The organism is Aeromonas sp. EU05-FHT14A05 (assembly GCF_058791175.1).
This window is the reverse complement of record NZ_JBYTDH010000012.1, coordinates 12,456-26,726: the sequence shown is the minus strand read 5'-3', so window position 1 is coordinate 26,726 and position 14,271 is coordinate 12,456. Positions and strand designations below refer to the sequence as shown.

The following is a 14,271-nucleotide window of genomic DNA, read 5'->3' as shown; positions in this document are numbered from 1 at the left end:
GTCAGCGGCCCAACTCGACCAGGATGCGCTGGGCTACCCTGTCCAGCGGCAGGGATTCGCTGGCTATGCCCGCCTTGGCAACCGCCTGGGGCATGCCGTAGACCACGCAGGAGGCTTCATCCTGCGCCCAGATGGTGGCGCCCTGCTCCTTGAGCAAACGCGCCCCGTCCCGGCCATCGGCGCCCATGCCGGTCAGCACGATGGCGAGCACCTTGTCGCCGTAGATCTTGGCGGCGGAGGCGAAGGTGATGTCGACGCAGGGCTTGTAGTTGACCTTGTCATTGCCCTCTATGATGCGAAGGCGAGCACCTGGCCCGCGCCCTTCCAGCAGCATCTGCTTGCCACCTGGGGCCAGATAGGCGTGACCAGGCCTCAGCACGTCACCGTCTTCAGCCTCCTTGACGCCGATCTGGCACAGGCCGTTGAGACGGGCGGCGAAGGCCGCGGTGAAGGTGGCCGGCATATGCTGGATCAGCAATATGGGGTGAGGGAAATCTCCCGGCAGCTTGGTCAGCACGTTCTGCAGCGCCACCGGGCCACCGGTGGAGGTGCCGATGGCCACCAGCTGATAGCTCTTGCCGCTGCGCTTGAAGCTGGCGGGCGCCGCGGCGCGAACCGGCTCGGGCTGGCGCTCAAGAGGACGCGCTAGGGCAGCACCGAGGGCGGGGCGCACCGCAGGCTCCGGCGGCCGGGGTCTGGCGGCCGCCATCAGGAAGCGCTTGCGGGCTATCTCCCTGACGCGCTGTTGCAGCAGCTTGACGGCCTCATCCTTGTCCCTGGCTATGTCTTCGAACTTCTTGGGCAGGAAATCCAGGGCTCCGGCATCCAGTGCATCCAGGGTCGCCTTGGCCCCCTCATGGGTCAGCGAGGAGAACATCAGTATGGGGGTCGGACACTTGGCCATGATCTCGCGCACGGCGCTGATACCGTCGAGCACCGGCATTTCGATGTCCATGGTGATGACGTCAGGCCGCAACTGCAGCGCCTTGTCTACCGCCTCCCGGCCGTTCTGGGCCGTGTCGATCACCGTCATCAGGGGGTCCTGATTGATGATCTCGCTGACCCGGCGACGGAAGAAACTCGAATCGTCGACCACTAATACCTTGACTGCCATTGTTATTCTTTTAACTCCTTGAGCCAGACGCTCAGTGGCGGCGGGCATAAGCCTTGAGCAGGCTGGGCACGTCCAGGATGAGGGCGATGCCGCCATCGCTGGTGATGGTGGCGCCGGCCATGCCGGGGGTCCCTTGCAGCAGATTGTCCAGAGGCTTGATCACCACCTCTTCCTGACCGATGAGGTTGTCCACCACGAAGCCCACCTGCTGGGTGCCGATCTGGACGATGACCACGTGGCCTGTGTCCTGACGGGCCGTTCTGCCGGCACCGCGTACCAGCCACTTGTGCAGGTAGAACAGCGGGATCGCCTTGTCACGGACTATGATGGTGAGCTGGCCATCCACCACGTTGGCCTTCTTCAGATCCAGGTGGAAGATTTCGTTCACGCAGCCAAGCGGCAGGGCGAAGGTCTGTTCACCCACTTCCACCATCAGGGTCGGCAGTATGGCCAGGGTCAGGGGGACCTTGATCTCGAGGCGGGTGCCCTTGCCCCAGGTCGAATCTATGTGCACCGAGCCATTGAGGCTGACGATGCTGGTCTTCACCACATCCATGCCGACGCCACGGCCCGAGATGTCAGAGATTTCGGACTTGGTGGAGAAACCGGGGGCGAAGATCAGGTTGTAGGCGTCGTTGTCGCTCATGCGCGCCGCGCTGTCGGCATCGAGCACGCCACGGCTGACGGCGATGGCTTTGAGCTTCTCCGGATCCATGCCGGCGCCGTCATCCTCGATGCAGAGCAGGATATGGTCACCCTGCTGGGAGGCGCTCAGGGTGATGGTACCCTGACGGGGCTTGCCCGCCTTCTCCCGCACGTCCGGCATCTCGACCCCGTGGTCGCAGGAGTTGCGCACCAGGTGAACCAGGGGATCGGCCAGGGCCTCCACCAGGTTCTTGTCGAGATCCGTCTCTTCACCCACCATCACCAGCTCGATCTCTTTCTTGAGGGTGCGGGCGAGATCGCGCACAACGCGGGGGAAGCGACCGAAGACTTTCTTGATAGGTTGCATGCGGGTCTTCATGACCGCGCCCTGCAGATCGGCGGTCACCACATCCAGGTTGGCCACCGCCTTGGACATCTCTTCGTCGTTGCTGGCGATGCCGAGGCTCACCAGGCGGTTTCGCACCAGCACCAGCTCGCCCACCATGTTCATGATGACGTCCAGGGTCTTGGTATCCACCCGCACCGTAGTGTCGTTTTGCACCGCACTGCTCTCGGCGGGGGCCGCCTGCTTGGCAGGGGCGGGTGCCGGGGCCGGTTTGGCCGGTGCAGAAGCGGGTTTGGCGGGGGTGGCGCTGGCCGTGACCGGCGCCTTGGGGGCCACGGGCGCGGCGGGAGCCTTGGGCTCGGGAGCCGGTGCAGCCGCCATGCTGTGCTGGGGCGCCTGGCCACGGCCATGCAATTCATCCAGCAGGCGTTCGAACTCGTCGTCGTCGATGAGCTCGTCCACCTCTTTTTGTACCGATTGCAGCGGGGAGAGATCCGGGGCGCCGCCGTGCTGGCCCTGGCCATGCAGCTGATCGAGCAGGGCCTCGAACTCGTCGTCCGTGATGTCGCCCGAACCGCTCAACACGGGGGCGGCAGACACCGTCGGCGCCTTGCCGGCACCGTGCAGTTCATCCAGCAGACGCTCGAATTCGTCGGCGGAGATCTCGTCGATGGAGCCGCCACCGTTGACGGCCACAGGGGCGCTCTCGGCGACGATGACGGGTTCAGGTTCGGGCTCGGGTTCTGGCTGCTGCGGGGCGGCAACACTGGCGGTACGCAGCTGCTCCTGCCCTTCGGGTTTGCACAGCTCGTGCAGATCGTGCAGCAGATCCGCAGAGGCCGGGCTGGTCGGCTCCCGGTTCTGCACCTGGGCAAACATGACGTTGATGGCATCAAGAGCCTGCAAGATGACATCCATCAGCTCGGCACTGAGGGTTCGCTTGCCGTTGCGCAGCATATCGAACAGGTTCTCGGCACCGTGGCAGACGTCCACCAGCTCGGTCAGGGAGAGGAAACCCGCTCCCCCCTTGACGGTATGGAAGCCGCGGAAGATGGCATTCAACAGATTCTTGTCATCGGGCCGCTTTTCCAAGTCGACCAGTTGTTCAGACAACTGTTCCAATATTTCTGATGCTTCGACCAAAAAGTCTTGCAGTATGTCTTCATCAACTTCGAAGGCCATGCGTCACTCCATTAGAATCCCAGGCTAGACAGCAGATCGTCCACATCATCTTGACCATTGACCACATCGGACCTTGTCTGCGGGTTCATGATGGGGCCCTCTGCCTCGATGCCGCTCGCCGGCAGGCTGCGCGCCGAATTCTCGATGACGGCCTCACCAAACATGGTCAGCATCTCTATCAACTTTGTTTCAACTTCCTGCACCAGCTTGATCACCTTGCGGATCATCTGACCGGTCAAGTCCTGGAAATCCTGAGCCATCAGGATTTCAGTCAGCAGTTGTCGTAACTTATCGGCATCCGTCTCCGAAGCCTTAATAAAATCATTCAGTTGATGGCAGAGTGCCTTGAACTGGCCCAGTTCAAGATCCCGGCTCATCAGGGCATTCCAATTGGGCATCACCAGCTGAATGTTGTCATTGAGCCGATCGGCGATGGGAAGGCTGGCCTCGACCGCATCCATGGTGCGATTGGCCGCCTTGTCCGTCATGTCGATGACATAGCTGAGCCGCTCCCGGGCATCCGGGATCTCATGGGTGGCCAGGTCGGGGATCCTGGGATCCAGGCGAAAATCTTGCAGTGAGTTGTGCAACTGGCGGGTCAGCTGCCCCACCTTGTCAAACAGGGCCGCCGCATTGGGGGCGCACACATCGGCGAGGATGGTATCGGCCTGTTCAAACTCTTCTCGCTCCAGGTGGGCAACCAGCATCCTTGCCTGTTCAAGCGAGATCATGGCACTCGTTTTGGCCTTCATCCCTGCCGCTCCTTAGCCGATTCGTTCAAAGATTTTGTCGAGCTTCTCTTTGAGGGTGGCGGCAGTGAACGGCTTGACGATATAGCCATTGACCCCGGCCTGGGCGGCTTCGATGATCTGCTCGCGCTTGGCTTCCGCAGTCACCATCAGTACCGGCAGGTGCTTGAGCTTGTCATCGAGACGGATCGCCTTGAGCAGGTCTATGCCCTGCATGCCGGGCATGTTCCAGTCGGTGACCACGAACTGATAATCGCCGTTTTTCAACATCGGCAGGGCCGTGTTGCCATCGTCTGCTTCATGGGTATTGTTATATCCCAGGTCACGCAGCAAGTTCTTGATAATCCGGCGCATCGTTGAAAAATCGTCGACGATGAGGATTTTCATGTTCTTGTCCAAAATTCCCTCCTAAATAGCCGCCAAAACGGCTCACTTACATGATGCAGATCGCAGGTTTTATGGTGCGGATTATGCCTTAGAGTTGCGTTCCAGTGTAGCCAGTACAACCACTTATAAATTCCAATCTCTCAAACGGGCCCGCAGCCTGTGCATGGCCTGGCTGTGGATCTGGCTCACCCGAGACTCGCTCACGCTCAGGACTTCCCCGATTTCACGCAAGTTCAGCTCTTCGTCGTAATACAGCGACAGCACCAGGGCTTCCCGTTCGGGCAGGCGGGCGATGTGTTCGGCCAGGGCGCCCTGAAAGCGCTCGGCCGCCAGATCGTCGAAGCCGCCGTGACCGCTGGCGTCATCGGGATGCCCTATCACATCCTCGCTGACCCCGAGATCCTCGATGCCGATGATCTTGCCGCAGGAGACATCCTGCAGCATGGCATGGTATTCGCCAAGGGAGACCCCCATGCTGGCGGCCACCTCGGTGTCTCTGGCATCCCGGCCATGGGCCTGCTCCACGTTCTCGATCGCCTCTGCGATGGCACGGCTGTTGCGGTGCACCGAGCGGGGCACCCAGTCCCCGCGGCGGATCTCGTCGAGCATGGCGCCGCGGATGCGGATGCCGGCATAGGTTTCAAAGCTGGCGCCCTTGCTGCCGTCAAAGTTGCGGGAGGCTTCGAGCAGCCCAATCATACCTGCCTGGATCAGGTCATCCAGCAAGACACTGCTTGGCAGGCGAGCCAATAAATGCTGGGCAATCCGCTTGACCAGCGGAGCATGACGCTCGACCAGCACGTAGGAATCCTGATGACGCAAGTATGCTTGGGCTTTATTCACGGGAGTCTTCCTGTGCTATGACCGGCTTTTGCAATAAGTTTTCCAGGAAAAATTCGAGGTGTCCCCCCGGCTGGTTCGGGATGGGCCAGCTCGCCGCCTTGTTCGCCAGGGCACGGAATGCCAGGGAGGCGGGGGACTTGGGAAACGCCTCGACGATCAGCTTCTGCTTACGCACCGCGGCCCGCAGGTTGGTGTCGTAAGGCACGCAGGCCACCAGCTCCAGAGAGGTGTCCAGGAAGCGGTCGGTCACCCGGGTCAGCTTGGCGAAGAGCTCCTGCCCCTCGCGCAGGGAGCGAACCATGTTGGCCACCACCTTGAAGCGGAACACCCCGTGATCCTTGGAGAGGATCTTGATGAGCGCATAGGCATCGGTGATGGAGGTGGGCTCGTCGCACACCACCACCATGATGTCCTGAGCCGCGCGGGTGAAGCTCAGCACCATGTCGGAGATCCCTGCCGCCGTGTCCACCAGCAGCACGTCCACCTGGGTCTTCATCTCGCTGAAGGCGCGGATGAGCTCGGCATGTTGCACCGGCGACAGCTCGACCATGGACTGGGTGCCCGAGGTGGCCGGCACTATCATCATGCCGTAGGGCCCCTCGACGATGATGTCGTCTATGGTGCACTCCCCCGCCAGCACATGGGAGAGGTTGCGGTGCACCCGCAGCCCCAGCATGACGTCGACGTTGGCCAGACCCAGGTCGGCATCCAGCACCAACACCCGCTTGCCCTGGGCGGCCATGGCTCCCGCCACGTTCAGGGTCACGTTGGTCTTGCCGACGCCCCCCTTGCCTCCGGACACGGCGATCACTTTTACTCGATTGTTTTGACGCATTTTGCGCAGACCACTCGCCTGATCCATATACATGTTACTCATAAAACTCCGAATCTTCGGCCTCGCCAAAGCCTGAACCCCAGAAGTAAGGGTCTTCTGTTTCCCGCTCCAGCGAGCCCATGGCCGCGCCGACCAGCAGCGCCGCATTGGCAACTTGAATATCTTCCGGCACCCGCTGTCCATCTGTGATGTAGCTGATGGGCAGGGCGTTCTGAATGCATACGTTGATCACCTCACCCAGATTCAGGCTCTCGTCGAGCTTGGTCAGGATGCAGCCGGAGAGCGGAATGCGCCGGAAGTGATCCACCGCCTCCTGCATCACCCGGCGCTGGGAGGTGGCTGACATGACCAGGTAGCTGCGAATGCGCACCTTGGCATTCTTGACCAGGGTGTCGAGCTGCTCGGTCAGGCGGATATCCCGCTGCCCTACCCCGGCGGTGTCGATGAGCACCAGCCGACGGTGACGGAACTGATAGAGCGCATTGGCCAGCTCCTCGGCATCACGTACCTGACGCACCGGGCAACCCATGATGCGACCATAGGTCTGCAACTGTTCGTGGGCCCCGATCCTGTAGTTGTCCGTGGTGATGAGGGCCACCTGCTCGGCGCCATACTTCATGGCAAAGCGAGCCGCCAGCTTGGCGATGGTGGTGGTCTTGCCCACCCCGGTAGGGCCGAGCAGCGCCACGGCACCGCCCTGGCGCAAGATGTCGTCTTCGCTGATCTTGAGCTGGGCCGTCAGCACCTCGGCCAGCTGGGCCATGGCCTGATGGATGGGCATGTCTTCCGGGATAAGCCCGGCCAGCTGATCGGCGAAGGCATCATCGAACCCCATCTTCTTGAGTTCCTTGATGAGCAGCGCCCGCATCGGCTCGCGGCGCTCCACCTCCTGCCACATCAGACCGGAGATCTGGTGCTCCAGCAGCTTGCGGATGCTGGCCATCTCCTTGCGCATCCCCTCCATCTCCTGATCCCGCGGGGCGGACTGGGCAGCACGGGGGCCGGGGGCAGGACGCGCCTTCGGCTTGGCAGGCTCGGGGGCCGCACCCCACTGGCCCTGTTCGGCCAGCGTCCTGGGTGCGCCGTTGGCGGACGCCAGTCCCGCGGACTGATTGCCGCCAGCGGCCCCATTCCCGGACCATGGTGCCGGAGCTGGGGTGCCGTTGCCCGCCGGATTGGCAGGGTTGAGCTTCTGCTGGCGCGCCAGCAGGGCCGCCAGGGTATCGGCATAGTATTCGTTCTGCTCCTTGGGGGGAGCCGAGCGCGTCATCTGCTTGCCCGCAGACGAGATATTGACGCTCTCATCGTTCAACTGACGGCGAACCGGCGCATCTTTAGGTCCAGGCACCTGGGACTGATAATCGACGGCCGCGACTATCTCCACCCCACCGGTGACCTTTTTGTTGGACATGATGACGGCATCCGGCCCGAGAGTCTCCTTGACCTCGGCCAGCGCCGTGCGCATGTCTTTGGCAAAAAACCGCTTAATCTTCACCCGTCATCTCCGCTAACTAGCCCTGTCCCACCGCACTGACGATGCGGATCTGCTTGTCATCAGGCACTTCCTGATAAGACAGGACGCGTAATCCAGGAATGGCATTCTTGACAAATTTCGCCAGGGTATTGCGCAATATCCCCGATGTCAGAAGCACGGCCGGCTGGCCTTCCAGTTCTTGTCGTTGAGTGGCTTCCACCAGGGAGCGCTGCATCCGCTCCGCCAGTCCCGGCTCTATACCGGCGCCATCTCCCCCACCTGCTTGCAGGGATTGATGCAATATGCGTTCCAGTTCTGGTGAAAGGGTGATCACCGGCAGCTCGGGCTCGGGGCCGGCAATCTCCTGCACGATCAGCCTGCGCAGGGCGATACGACAGGCGGCGGTCAGCACTTCCGGGTCCGGGCTGCGTGGCGCATATTCCACGAGGGTCTGCAGGATAGTGCGCATATCGCGAATTGGCACGCCTTCATTGAGGAGATTTTGCAATACCTTGACCAGGTTGCCCATGCTGATCACCTCGGGAACCAGCCCTTCCACCAGCTTGCTCTGATGCTTCCCTATCATGTCCAGCAGTTGCTGCACCTCGTCGTGACCCAGTAGCAGGGCGGCATGGTTGGAGAGGATCTGACTGAGGTGAGTTGCCACCACGGTGGCCGCATCCACCACTGTGTAGCCAAGGGTCTGGGCCTGGGAGACCTGATCCTTGGCGACCCAGACAGCTTCTAGTCCAAACGCGGGATCCTGGGTCGCTATGCCCTGGATCTGGCCGAACACCTGACCCGGGTTGATGGCCATCTCCTTGTCGTGATAGACGGTGGCCTCGCCGGTGCTCACCCCCATCAGGGTGATGCGGTACTGGTTCGGGGCGAGATCCAGGTTGTCGCGGATATGCACCGCAGGCACCAGGAAGCCGAACTCCTGGGAGAGCTTCTTGCGCACCCCCTTGATCCGGTTGAGCAGCTCGCCCCCCTGGTTCTTGTCCACCAGCGGGATGAGCTGATAGCCCACCTCCAGGCCTATGATGTCCACCGGCATGACGTCGTCCCAGCTCAGGTCCTTCTGCTCCACCGGGGCATCCCCCTGGGCCGGCAAGAGTTCACCGCTCGCCGCCCTCGCCTTGTTCAGTTTCTCCCGGCGCAGCAGCCACCAGGCGCCCGCTGCCGCCACGGCCCCCAGACTCAGGAAGGCCAGGTGCGGCATGCCGGGCACGCTGCCCATCATCAGCAATATGCCGGCGGAGATCACCAGCGCCTTGGGGTTCTCGAACAGTTGGCCGAGCACGGCCGTGCCCATGTCCTGATCGGTATTCTGGCGGGTGACTATGATGGCGGCGGCGATGGAGAGCAGCAGGGACGGGATCTGCGCCACCAGGCCGTCACCTATGGCGAGCAGGGTGTAGATCTCGGCTGCTTCACCGAAGCTGAGCTGGTGCTGCATCATGCCGATGATGAAGCCACCGATGATGTTGATGAAGAGGATCATGATGCCGGCGACGGCATCCCCCTTCACGAATTTGGAGGCACCGTCCATGGAGCCGTAGAAGTCCGCTTCCTGGGTCACGTCCTGACGGCGCTTCTTCGCCTCTTCCTGGTTGATGAGACCGGCGTTCAGGTCCGCATCGATGGCCATCTGCTTGCCGGGCATGGCATCCAGGGTAAAGCGGGCGCTCACCTCGGAGATCCGGCCCGCACCCTTGGTGACCACCACGAAGTTGATGATCACCAGGATCATGAAGACGATGATGCCCACCGCATAGTTGCCGCCGATCACCACGTTGCCGAAGGCCTCGATCACATGGCCCGCCGCCGCACTGCCGTTGTGGCCTTCCAGCAGCACCACCCGGGTGGAGGCGACGTTGAGCGCGAGCCGCAGCAGGGTCGCTATCAGCAGGACTGTGGGGAAGGCGGCAAACTCCAGCGGCCGACGGGTATAGACGGCCACCAGCAGCACCACTATGGAGAGGGCGATGTTGAAGGAGAAGAGGATATCCAGCATCAGGGGCGGTATGGGGAGCACCACCATGCCGAGGGAGGCGAGCACCAGCAACGGGGTCCCTATCCCCTTGCTGAGCAACCATCTGTACTCTTTGAAACGGCTCACTCCAGCCTTTAATCCCATCGCTCTTCTCGATTTACCACTGCCGATGGCGAATTAAAGCAAATATCAAGCCAATTACCCAACAAGTTGATTTATATGAATTTTATTTTGATGCTGTCAGAAGTCCGTCGGAGGACACGTTCGGGTAGCTTGATGGGCAGCGAGGTGTTGCCCGCAAATCCCGCTGGAATGGGCAGCGCCATGGTGATCAGTGTGGGGAATAGCGAGCCGATCCATGGCAAACGGGGCGGGAGCGAGGCTAGATGCAATATTCCGGTGGCACAGTGGACTGATCCCTGGGGATGGAGACAACCAGCGCCTCCCAAAATAGAGATTACTTGCGATATTCCGGCGGAATGGGGAGATCCCTGGCGACCGGGGTCGGACGGCGGCCACGACCACGGCGGAACTTCTTGAGCTGATAGACGTAGGCCAGCACCTGGGCCACGGCGGCAAACAGCCCCTCGGGGATCTCCTGGCCAATCTCGGTGGCATGGTAGATGGCCCGGGTCAGGGGCGGCGAGGACATCACGGGGATGTCGTATTCCCGCGCTATCTCCCTTATCTTCATCGCTACCTCGTCCACCCCCTTGGCCAGCACCTTGGGCGCGGCCCCCGGCTTGCCCGCGTCGTACTTCAGGGCAACCGAGTAGTGGGTCGGGTTGGTGATGATGACGTCCGCCTTGGGCACATCCCCCATCATGCGGCGCATCGCCATCTGCATCTGCAACTGGCGTATCCGCCCCTTGACCTCGGGCTTGCCCTCGCTGTCCTTGAACTCGTCCTTGATCTCCTGCTTGGTCATCTTGAGCTGGCGATTGTGGTTCCAGGTCTGGAAGGGCACGTCTATGGCGACGATGGGGATCAGGGCGCAGCAGAGGATGATCAGCATCCACAGCAGCAGATCCAGGGCGTCTATGATGCCGCCGGGGAAACCCTCGAGGGAGAGATTGAGCAGGTGATTGAACTGGCTCGACAGCATCCACCAGGCGAACAGGCTGATGAACACCACCTTGGCGATGGACTTGACGAGCTCCACCAAGGACTGCACCCCAAACATCCTCTTCAAACCACTCAAGGGGCTCAACTTGCTCCACTTGGGCAGCATGGCCTCGGAGGAGAAGTTCATCCCCCCCAGCAGGGTGTTGCCCACGAAGGCGGCTATGGTCACCAGCAGGAACAGCAGGCCGAGGGGTTGCAGCAGCTCCCACAGCAGGGTGGGCAGCATGACCCCCATGGCGTTGGGATCGAAGGCCTGATCCCGGTCCAGGGTAAAGCCCATGGTGAGCACCTTGACCATGGCACCCGCCAGGCTCTCCTTGATCATCAGCAAGCCGAACACGGTCGCCAGCAGGACGCTGGCGGTTCCCAGCTCCTTGGAGCGTGCAATCTGCCCTTTTTCCCGGGCCTGTTGCAGTCGTTTGCCCGTGGGTTGTTCTGTGCGTTCCTGATCGGTATCAGCCACGCTGACCCCCGACTGACTGGCCGCTGTCGATCAGCCAGCCGATAGCATGGCCTGGTTGTTCGGTGCCATTGACCCGATCGGTATCAATGAGATGCAGTCTCCCGACCGACTGGCCGTTGTCGATCAGCCAGCCGATAGCATGGCCTGGTTGTTCGGTGCCATTGACCCGATCGGTATCAATGAGATGCAGTCCCCCGACTGACTGGCCGCTGTCGATCAGCCAGCCGATAGCATGGCCTGGTTGTTCGGTGCCGTTGACCCGCTCGGTATCAATGAGATGCAGTCTCCCGACTGGCTGGCAACTGTCGAGCAGACCGGTATCAACCATTCTGCCCCCCCAGGCACTGGACCTTGATAAGCTCGCAGCTGGTCTCCTGCACCCGCTCCCAGAGGGAATCGAAGTGCCCCATGAAACCCCCTATGGTGAGCCAGAGGATAAACAGGCCCGACATCATGCTGACCGCAAAGCCGATGCTGAAGATGTTGAGCTGGGGGGCCGCCCGGGTCATGACCCCGAACGCGAAGTTGATGAGCAGCAGGGCTATGATGGCCGACAGGGCCATCACCAGGGAGGCCTGGTACATGACCCCGAGGAAGCTCACCAGGCTGCGGATGGCGGGCAGGCTGAGCCCGCTGTCCGAGACCGGCAGGGTCTCGAAGCTCAGCACCACCATCCTGATCATCAGGAGGTGGCCGTCCACCGCCAGGAACACCAGGGTCGCCAGCATCAGGTAGAACTGGCCCACCACGGGGGCCGACTGGCCGTTCATGGGATCCACCAGGGTGGCGAAGCCCAGACTGGTCTGCATGGCGATGATCTGGCCCGCCATCACGAAGCTTTCCAGCAGAAACTGGGTCATGAGGCCGAGCGCTATGCCGATGAGCAATTGCTGCCCCAGCACCAGGAAGCTGCCGACGGAGAACAGCTCCACCTTGGGCATGGGGGGCAGCAGAGGGGCGATGATGAAGGTGATGGCGAGCGCCAGCCCCATGCGAACGTTGGCAGGAGCGAGCCGGCTGCCGAACACCGCCATCACCATCAGCAGGCTGCTCACCCGGGCAAGCGGCCAGAGCACGGACGCCAGCCACTCCATGATCACCGCAGTGGTATAGCTCACGCCGCCGCTCCGAAAGCCGTGGGACGGGTCGTCATCGGCAGCCTGACGGTCGCAAATGCCGACACTGGCATCAGCCGACCACCTCGGGGATCTGGCTCACCATCAGCTGGAAGAAGTCCATCAGGCTCTGCAAGCCCCAGTGGGCACCGGCCCCTAGGGCCAGCAGGGTGACCACGAGACGGGGCAGGAAGCTCAGGGTCTGTTCGTTGATGGAGGTAGCGGCCTGGAAGATGGCGACCACCAGCCCCACCATCAGGCTCGGCAGGATCACGGCGCACACCATGATGGTCACCAGCCAGAGCGCCTCGCGGAATACGTCGACAAAGGTTTCAGGACTCATGTTCGTGCTCCTTGCGCGACTTAACCGCCCGTCCCGACCAGCCTGGCCAGGGACACCGGGATGAGCTTGAGGGACGGCATCACCCCGCCCCCAGCCCGAAGCTGGTCGCGAGCGACCCCAGGATCAGGTTCCAGCCATCCACCATGACGAACAGCATCAGCTTGAACGGCAGGGAAACCAGCATGGGGGAGAGCATCATCATCCCCATGGCCATCAGTATGCTCGCCACCACCAGATCGATGACCAGGAAGGGCAGAAACAGCATGAAGCCTATCTGGAAGGCGGTCTTGAGCTCGCTGGTGACGAAGGCCGGGATCAGCACCCGCAGCGGCACATCGGCAGGTTTCTCCACCTGCACGTTCGCTATCTCCATGAAGGTGTTGAGATCCTTGACCCGGGTCTGGGCCAGCATGAACTGGTGAATGGGCAGCTCGGCCTTCTCCAGCGCCTCCTTGGGCCCTATGGTCTCCGCCAGATAGGGCTGCAGCGCCTCCTCGTTGATGCGATCCAGCACCGGCGACATGATGAAGAAGGACATGAAGAGGGCGATGCCGATCAGCACCTGGTTGGACGGACTCTGCTGCAGGCCTATGGCCTGTCTGAGGATGCCGAGCACCACTATGATCCGGGTGAAGGAGGTCATCATGATGACAATGGCCGGCAGGAAGGAGAGCGCGGTCATCAGCGCCAGCACCTGCAGGGTCAGGCTGTACTCCTGGCTACCATCCGCCATGGTCTTGACCGTCAGCGCCGACATGCCGTCCTGGGCCATCGCCAGGGGCGACAGCAGCACGCAGAGCAGGCCCAGGCCCCCGATCCAGTTAACTTTTTTCATGCTTGCCCATCAATTTGCCGAGCTGCTGGGAGAAGGCCTGGGGCTGACGCTCGTCCAGGGGCTCTTCCAGGCGATAGAGGAAGTTGACCTGCTGCGGCGTCACCCCGATGAGCAGCTGTTGCTCGCCCACCTTGACCACCATCAGCTTCTCCTTGTACCCGAGCGGCAGGGTGGCGATGACCTTCATCTGACCGCCCCCCATCACCTGGGTGAGCTTGCTCTTCTTGAGCAGGAAGCCCAGCACCAGGATGAGGCCGATCACCATCAGGCTGGAGAGCAGCCAGGAGGTGATGCTGGGGGGAGTGGCGCCCGCCCCCGGGTTGGCAGGGTTGGCCAGTGCGGGGACGGCAAACAGTATCAGAGCGAGAGCACGGATCATTTGAGTTTCTTAATTCGCTCTATCTGGCTGATGACATCGGTCAGGCGAATGCCGAACTTGTCGTTCACCACCACCACCTCGCCGTGGGCGATCAGGGTGCCGTTGACCAGCACGTCCAGGGGCTCGCCCGCCACCCGATCCAGCTCCACGACAGAGCCCTGGTTCAGCTGCAGCAGGTTGCGAATGCTGATCTGGCTGCGCCCCACTTCCATGGCGATGGTCACCGGAATGTCCAGAATGGTGTCCAGCTTGCGCCGCTCCTCGGCACTGATGGGGGCGTCGTCCTTCAACTCTTCCAGGGGGGCGGGCTTGGCCTCGGCCGTCACCTGCTCTTCCAGCGCGGCAGCCCAGGCGTCAGCCATCAGATCCTGCTCGTCATCGGTTCCGCTCATCTTCACTTCCTCATGCTGCTTCTTGACCCAGGTCGTTGGCGACCGGGT

15 protein-coding genes are annotated in these 14,271 nt (G+C 61.9%); all 15 read right to left on the bottom strand.

All coding sequences use genetic code 11. From position 1 onward, the window contains the following. Position 1: 1 nt before the first annotated feature. Positions 2-1,114 carry a protein-glutamate methylesterase/protein-glutamine glutaminase gene (locus AC3WR3_RS16215; RefSeq protein ID WP_492292321.1) on the bottom strand — a complete coding sequence of 371 codons (1,113 nt, stop codon included), beginning with the start codon at positions 1,112-1,114 and terminating at the stop codon, positions 2-4. Positions 1,115-1,145: 31 nt separating this feature from the next. Then, on the bottom strand, positions 1,146-3,287 hold the full coding sequence (locus AC3WR3_RS16210) for a chemotaxis protein CheA (protein WP_492292319.1): 2,142 nt from the start codon (positions 3,285-3,287) through the stop codon (positions 1,146-1,148). An 11-nt stretch (positions 3,288-3,298) separates the two neighbouring features. Then, a complete protein-coding gene (locus AC3WR3_RS16205; RefSeq protein WP_025326257.1) occupies positions 3,299-4,039 on the bottom strand; it encodes a protein phosphatase CheZ in 741 nt (246 codons plus the stop codon). A gap of 12 nt (positions 4,040-4,051) precedes the next feature. Further along, entirely contained in the window at positions 4,052-4,423 is a 372-nt protein-coding gene (gene cheY / locus AC3WR3_RS16200; RefSeq protein ID WP_425266319.1) for a chemotaxis response regulator CheY, read from the bottom strand. Positions 4,424-4,546: 123 nt separating this feature from the next. Further along, positions 4,547-5,266: an RNA polymerase sigma factor FliA gene (locus AC3WR3_RS16195; RefSeq protein ID WP_492292316.1), complete on the bottom strand. Its 720-nt coding sequence runs from the start codon at positions 5,264-5,266 to the stop codon at positions 4,547-4,549. Continuing rightward, positions 5,259-6,134 carry a MinD/ParA family protein gene (locus AC3WR3_RS16190; protein ID WP_025326254.1) on the bottom strand — a complete coding sequence of 292 codons (876 nt, stop codon included), beginning with the start codon at positions 6,132-6,134 and terminating at the stop codon, positions 5,259-5,261. Before AC3WR3_RS16190 ends, AC3WR3_RS16195 begins: the two co-directional genes overlap by 8 nt. 1 nt (position 6,135) lies before the next feature. Next, on the bottom strand, positions 6,136-7,596 hold the full coding sequence (gene flhF, locus AC3WR3_RS16185) for a flagellar biosynthesis GTPase FlhF (RefSeq protein ID WP_492292314.1): 1,461 nt from the start codon (positions 7,594-7,596) through the stop codon (positions 6,136-6,138). A gap of 16 nt (positions 7,597-7,612) precedes the next feature. Next, complete coding sequence (flhA, locus tag AC3WR3_RS16180) at positions 7,613-9,715, bottom strand: flagellar biosynthesis protein FlhA (RefSeq protein ID WP_492292312.1); 2,103 nt, start codon at positions 9,713-9,715, stop codon at positions 7,613-7,615. Positions 9,716-10,028: 313 nt separating this feature from the next. Continuing rightward, positions 10,029-11,159: a flagellar biosynthesis protein FlhB gene (gene flhB / locus AC3WR3_RS16175; protein ID WP_042650090.1), complete on the bottom strand. Its 1,131-nt coding sequence runs from the start codon at positions 11,157-11,159 to the stop codon at positions 10,029-10,031. Next, on the bottom strand, positions 11,152-11,487 hold the full coding sequence (locus tag AC3WR3_RS16170) for a hypothetical protein (RefSeq protein ID WP_492292310.1): 336 nt from the start codon (positions 11,485-11,487) through the stop codon (positions 11,152-11,154). Before AC3WR3_RS16170 ends, flhB begins: the two co-directional genes overlap by 8 nt. Further along, a complete protein-coding gene (gene fliR, locus AC3WR3_RS16165) occupies positions 11,480-12,277 on the bottom strand; it encodes a flagellar biosynthetic protein FliR (protein ID WP_202046411.1) in 798 nt (265 codons plus the stop codon). Before fliR ends, AC3WR3_RS16170 begins: the two co-directional genes overlap by 8 nt. Before the next feature lie 70 nt (positions 12,278-12,347). Beyond that, the gene (gene fliQ, locus AC3WR3_RS16160; protein WP_010673927.1) at positions 12,348-12,617 is read right to left on the bottom strand and encodes a flagellar biosynthesis protein FliQ; all 270 of its coding nucleotides are present in this window, start codon (positions 12,615-12,617) and stop codon (positions 12,348-12,350) included. A gap of 79 nt (positions 12,618-12,696) precedes the next feature. Further along, the gene (gene fliP / locus AC3WR3_RS16155) at positions 12,697-13,452 is read right to left on the bottom strand and encodes a flagellar type III secretion system pore protein FliP (protein WP_202046412.1); all 756 of its coding nucleotides are present in this window, start codon (positions 13,450-13,452) and stop codon (positions 12,697-12,699) included. Continuing rightward, positions 13,439-13,831: a flagellar biosynthetic protein FliO gene (gene fliO, locus AC3WR3_RS16150; RefSeq protein ID WP_492292307.1), complete on the bottom strand. Its 393-nt coding sequence runs from the start codon at positions 13,829-13,831 to the stop codon at positions 13,439-13,441. Before fliO ends, fliP begins: the two co-directional genes overlap by 14 nt. Further along, a complete protein-coding gene (gene fliN / locus AC3WR3_RS16145) occupies positions 13,828-14,223 on the bottom strand; it encodes a flagellar motor switch protein FliN (protein ID WP_025326247.1) in 396 nt (131 codons plus the stop codon). Before fliN ends, fliO begins: the two co-directional genes overlap by 4 nt. Positions 14,224-14,271 lie beyond the last annotated feature (48 nt).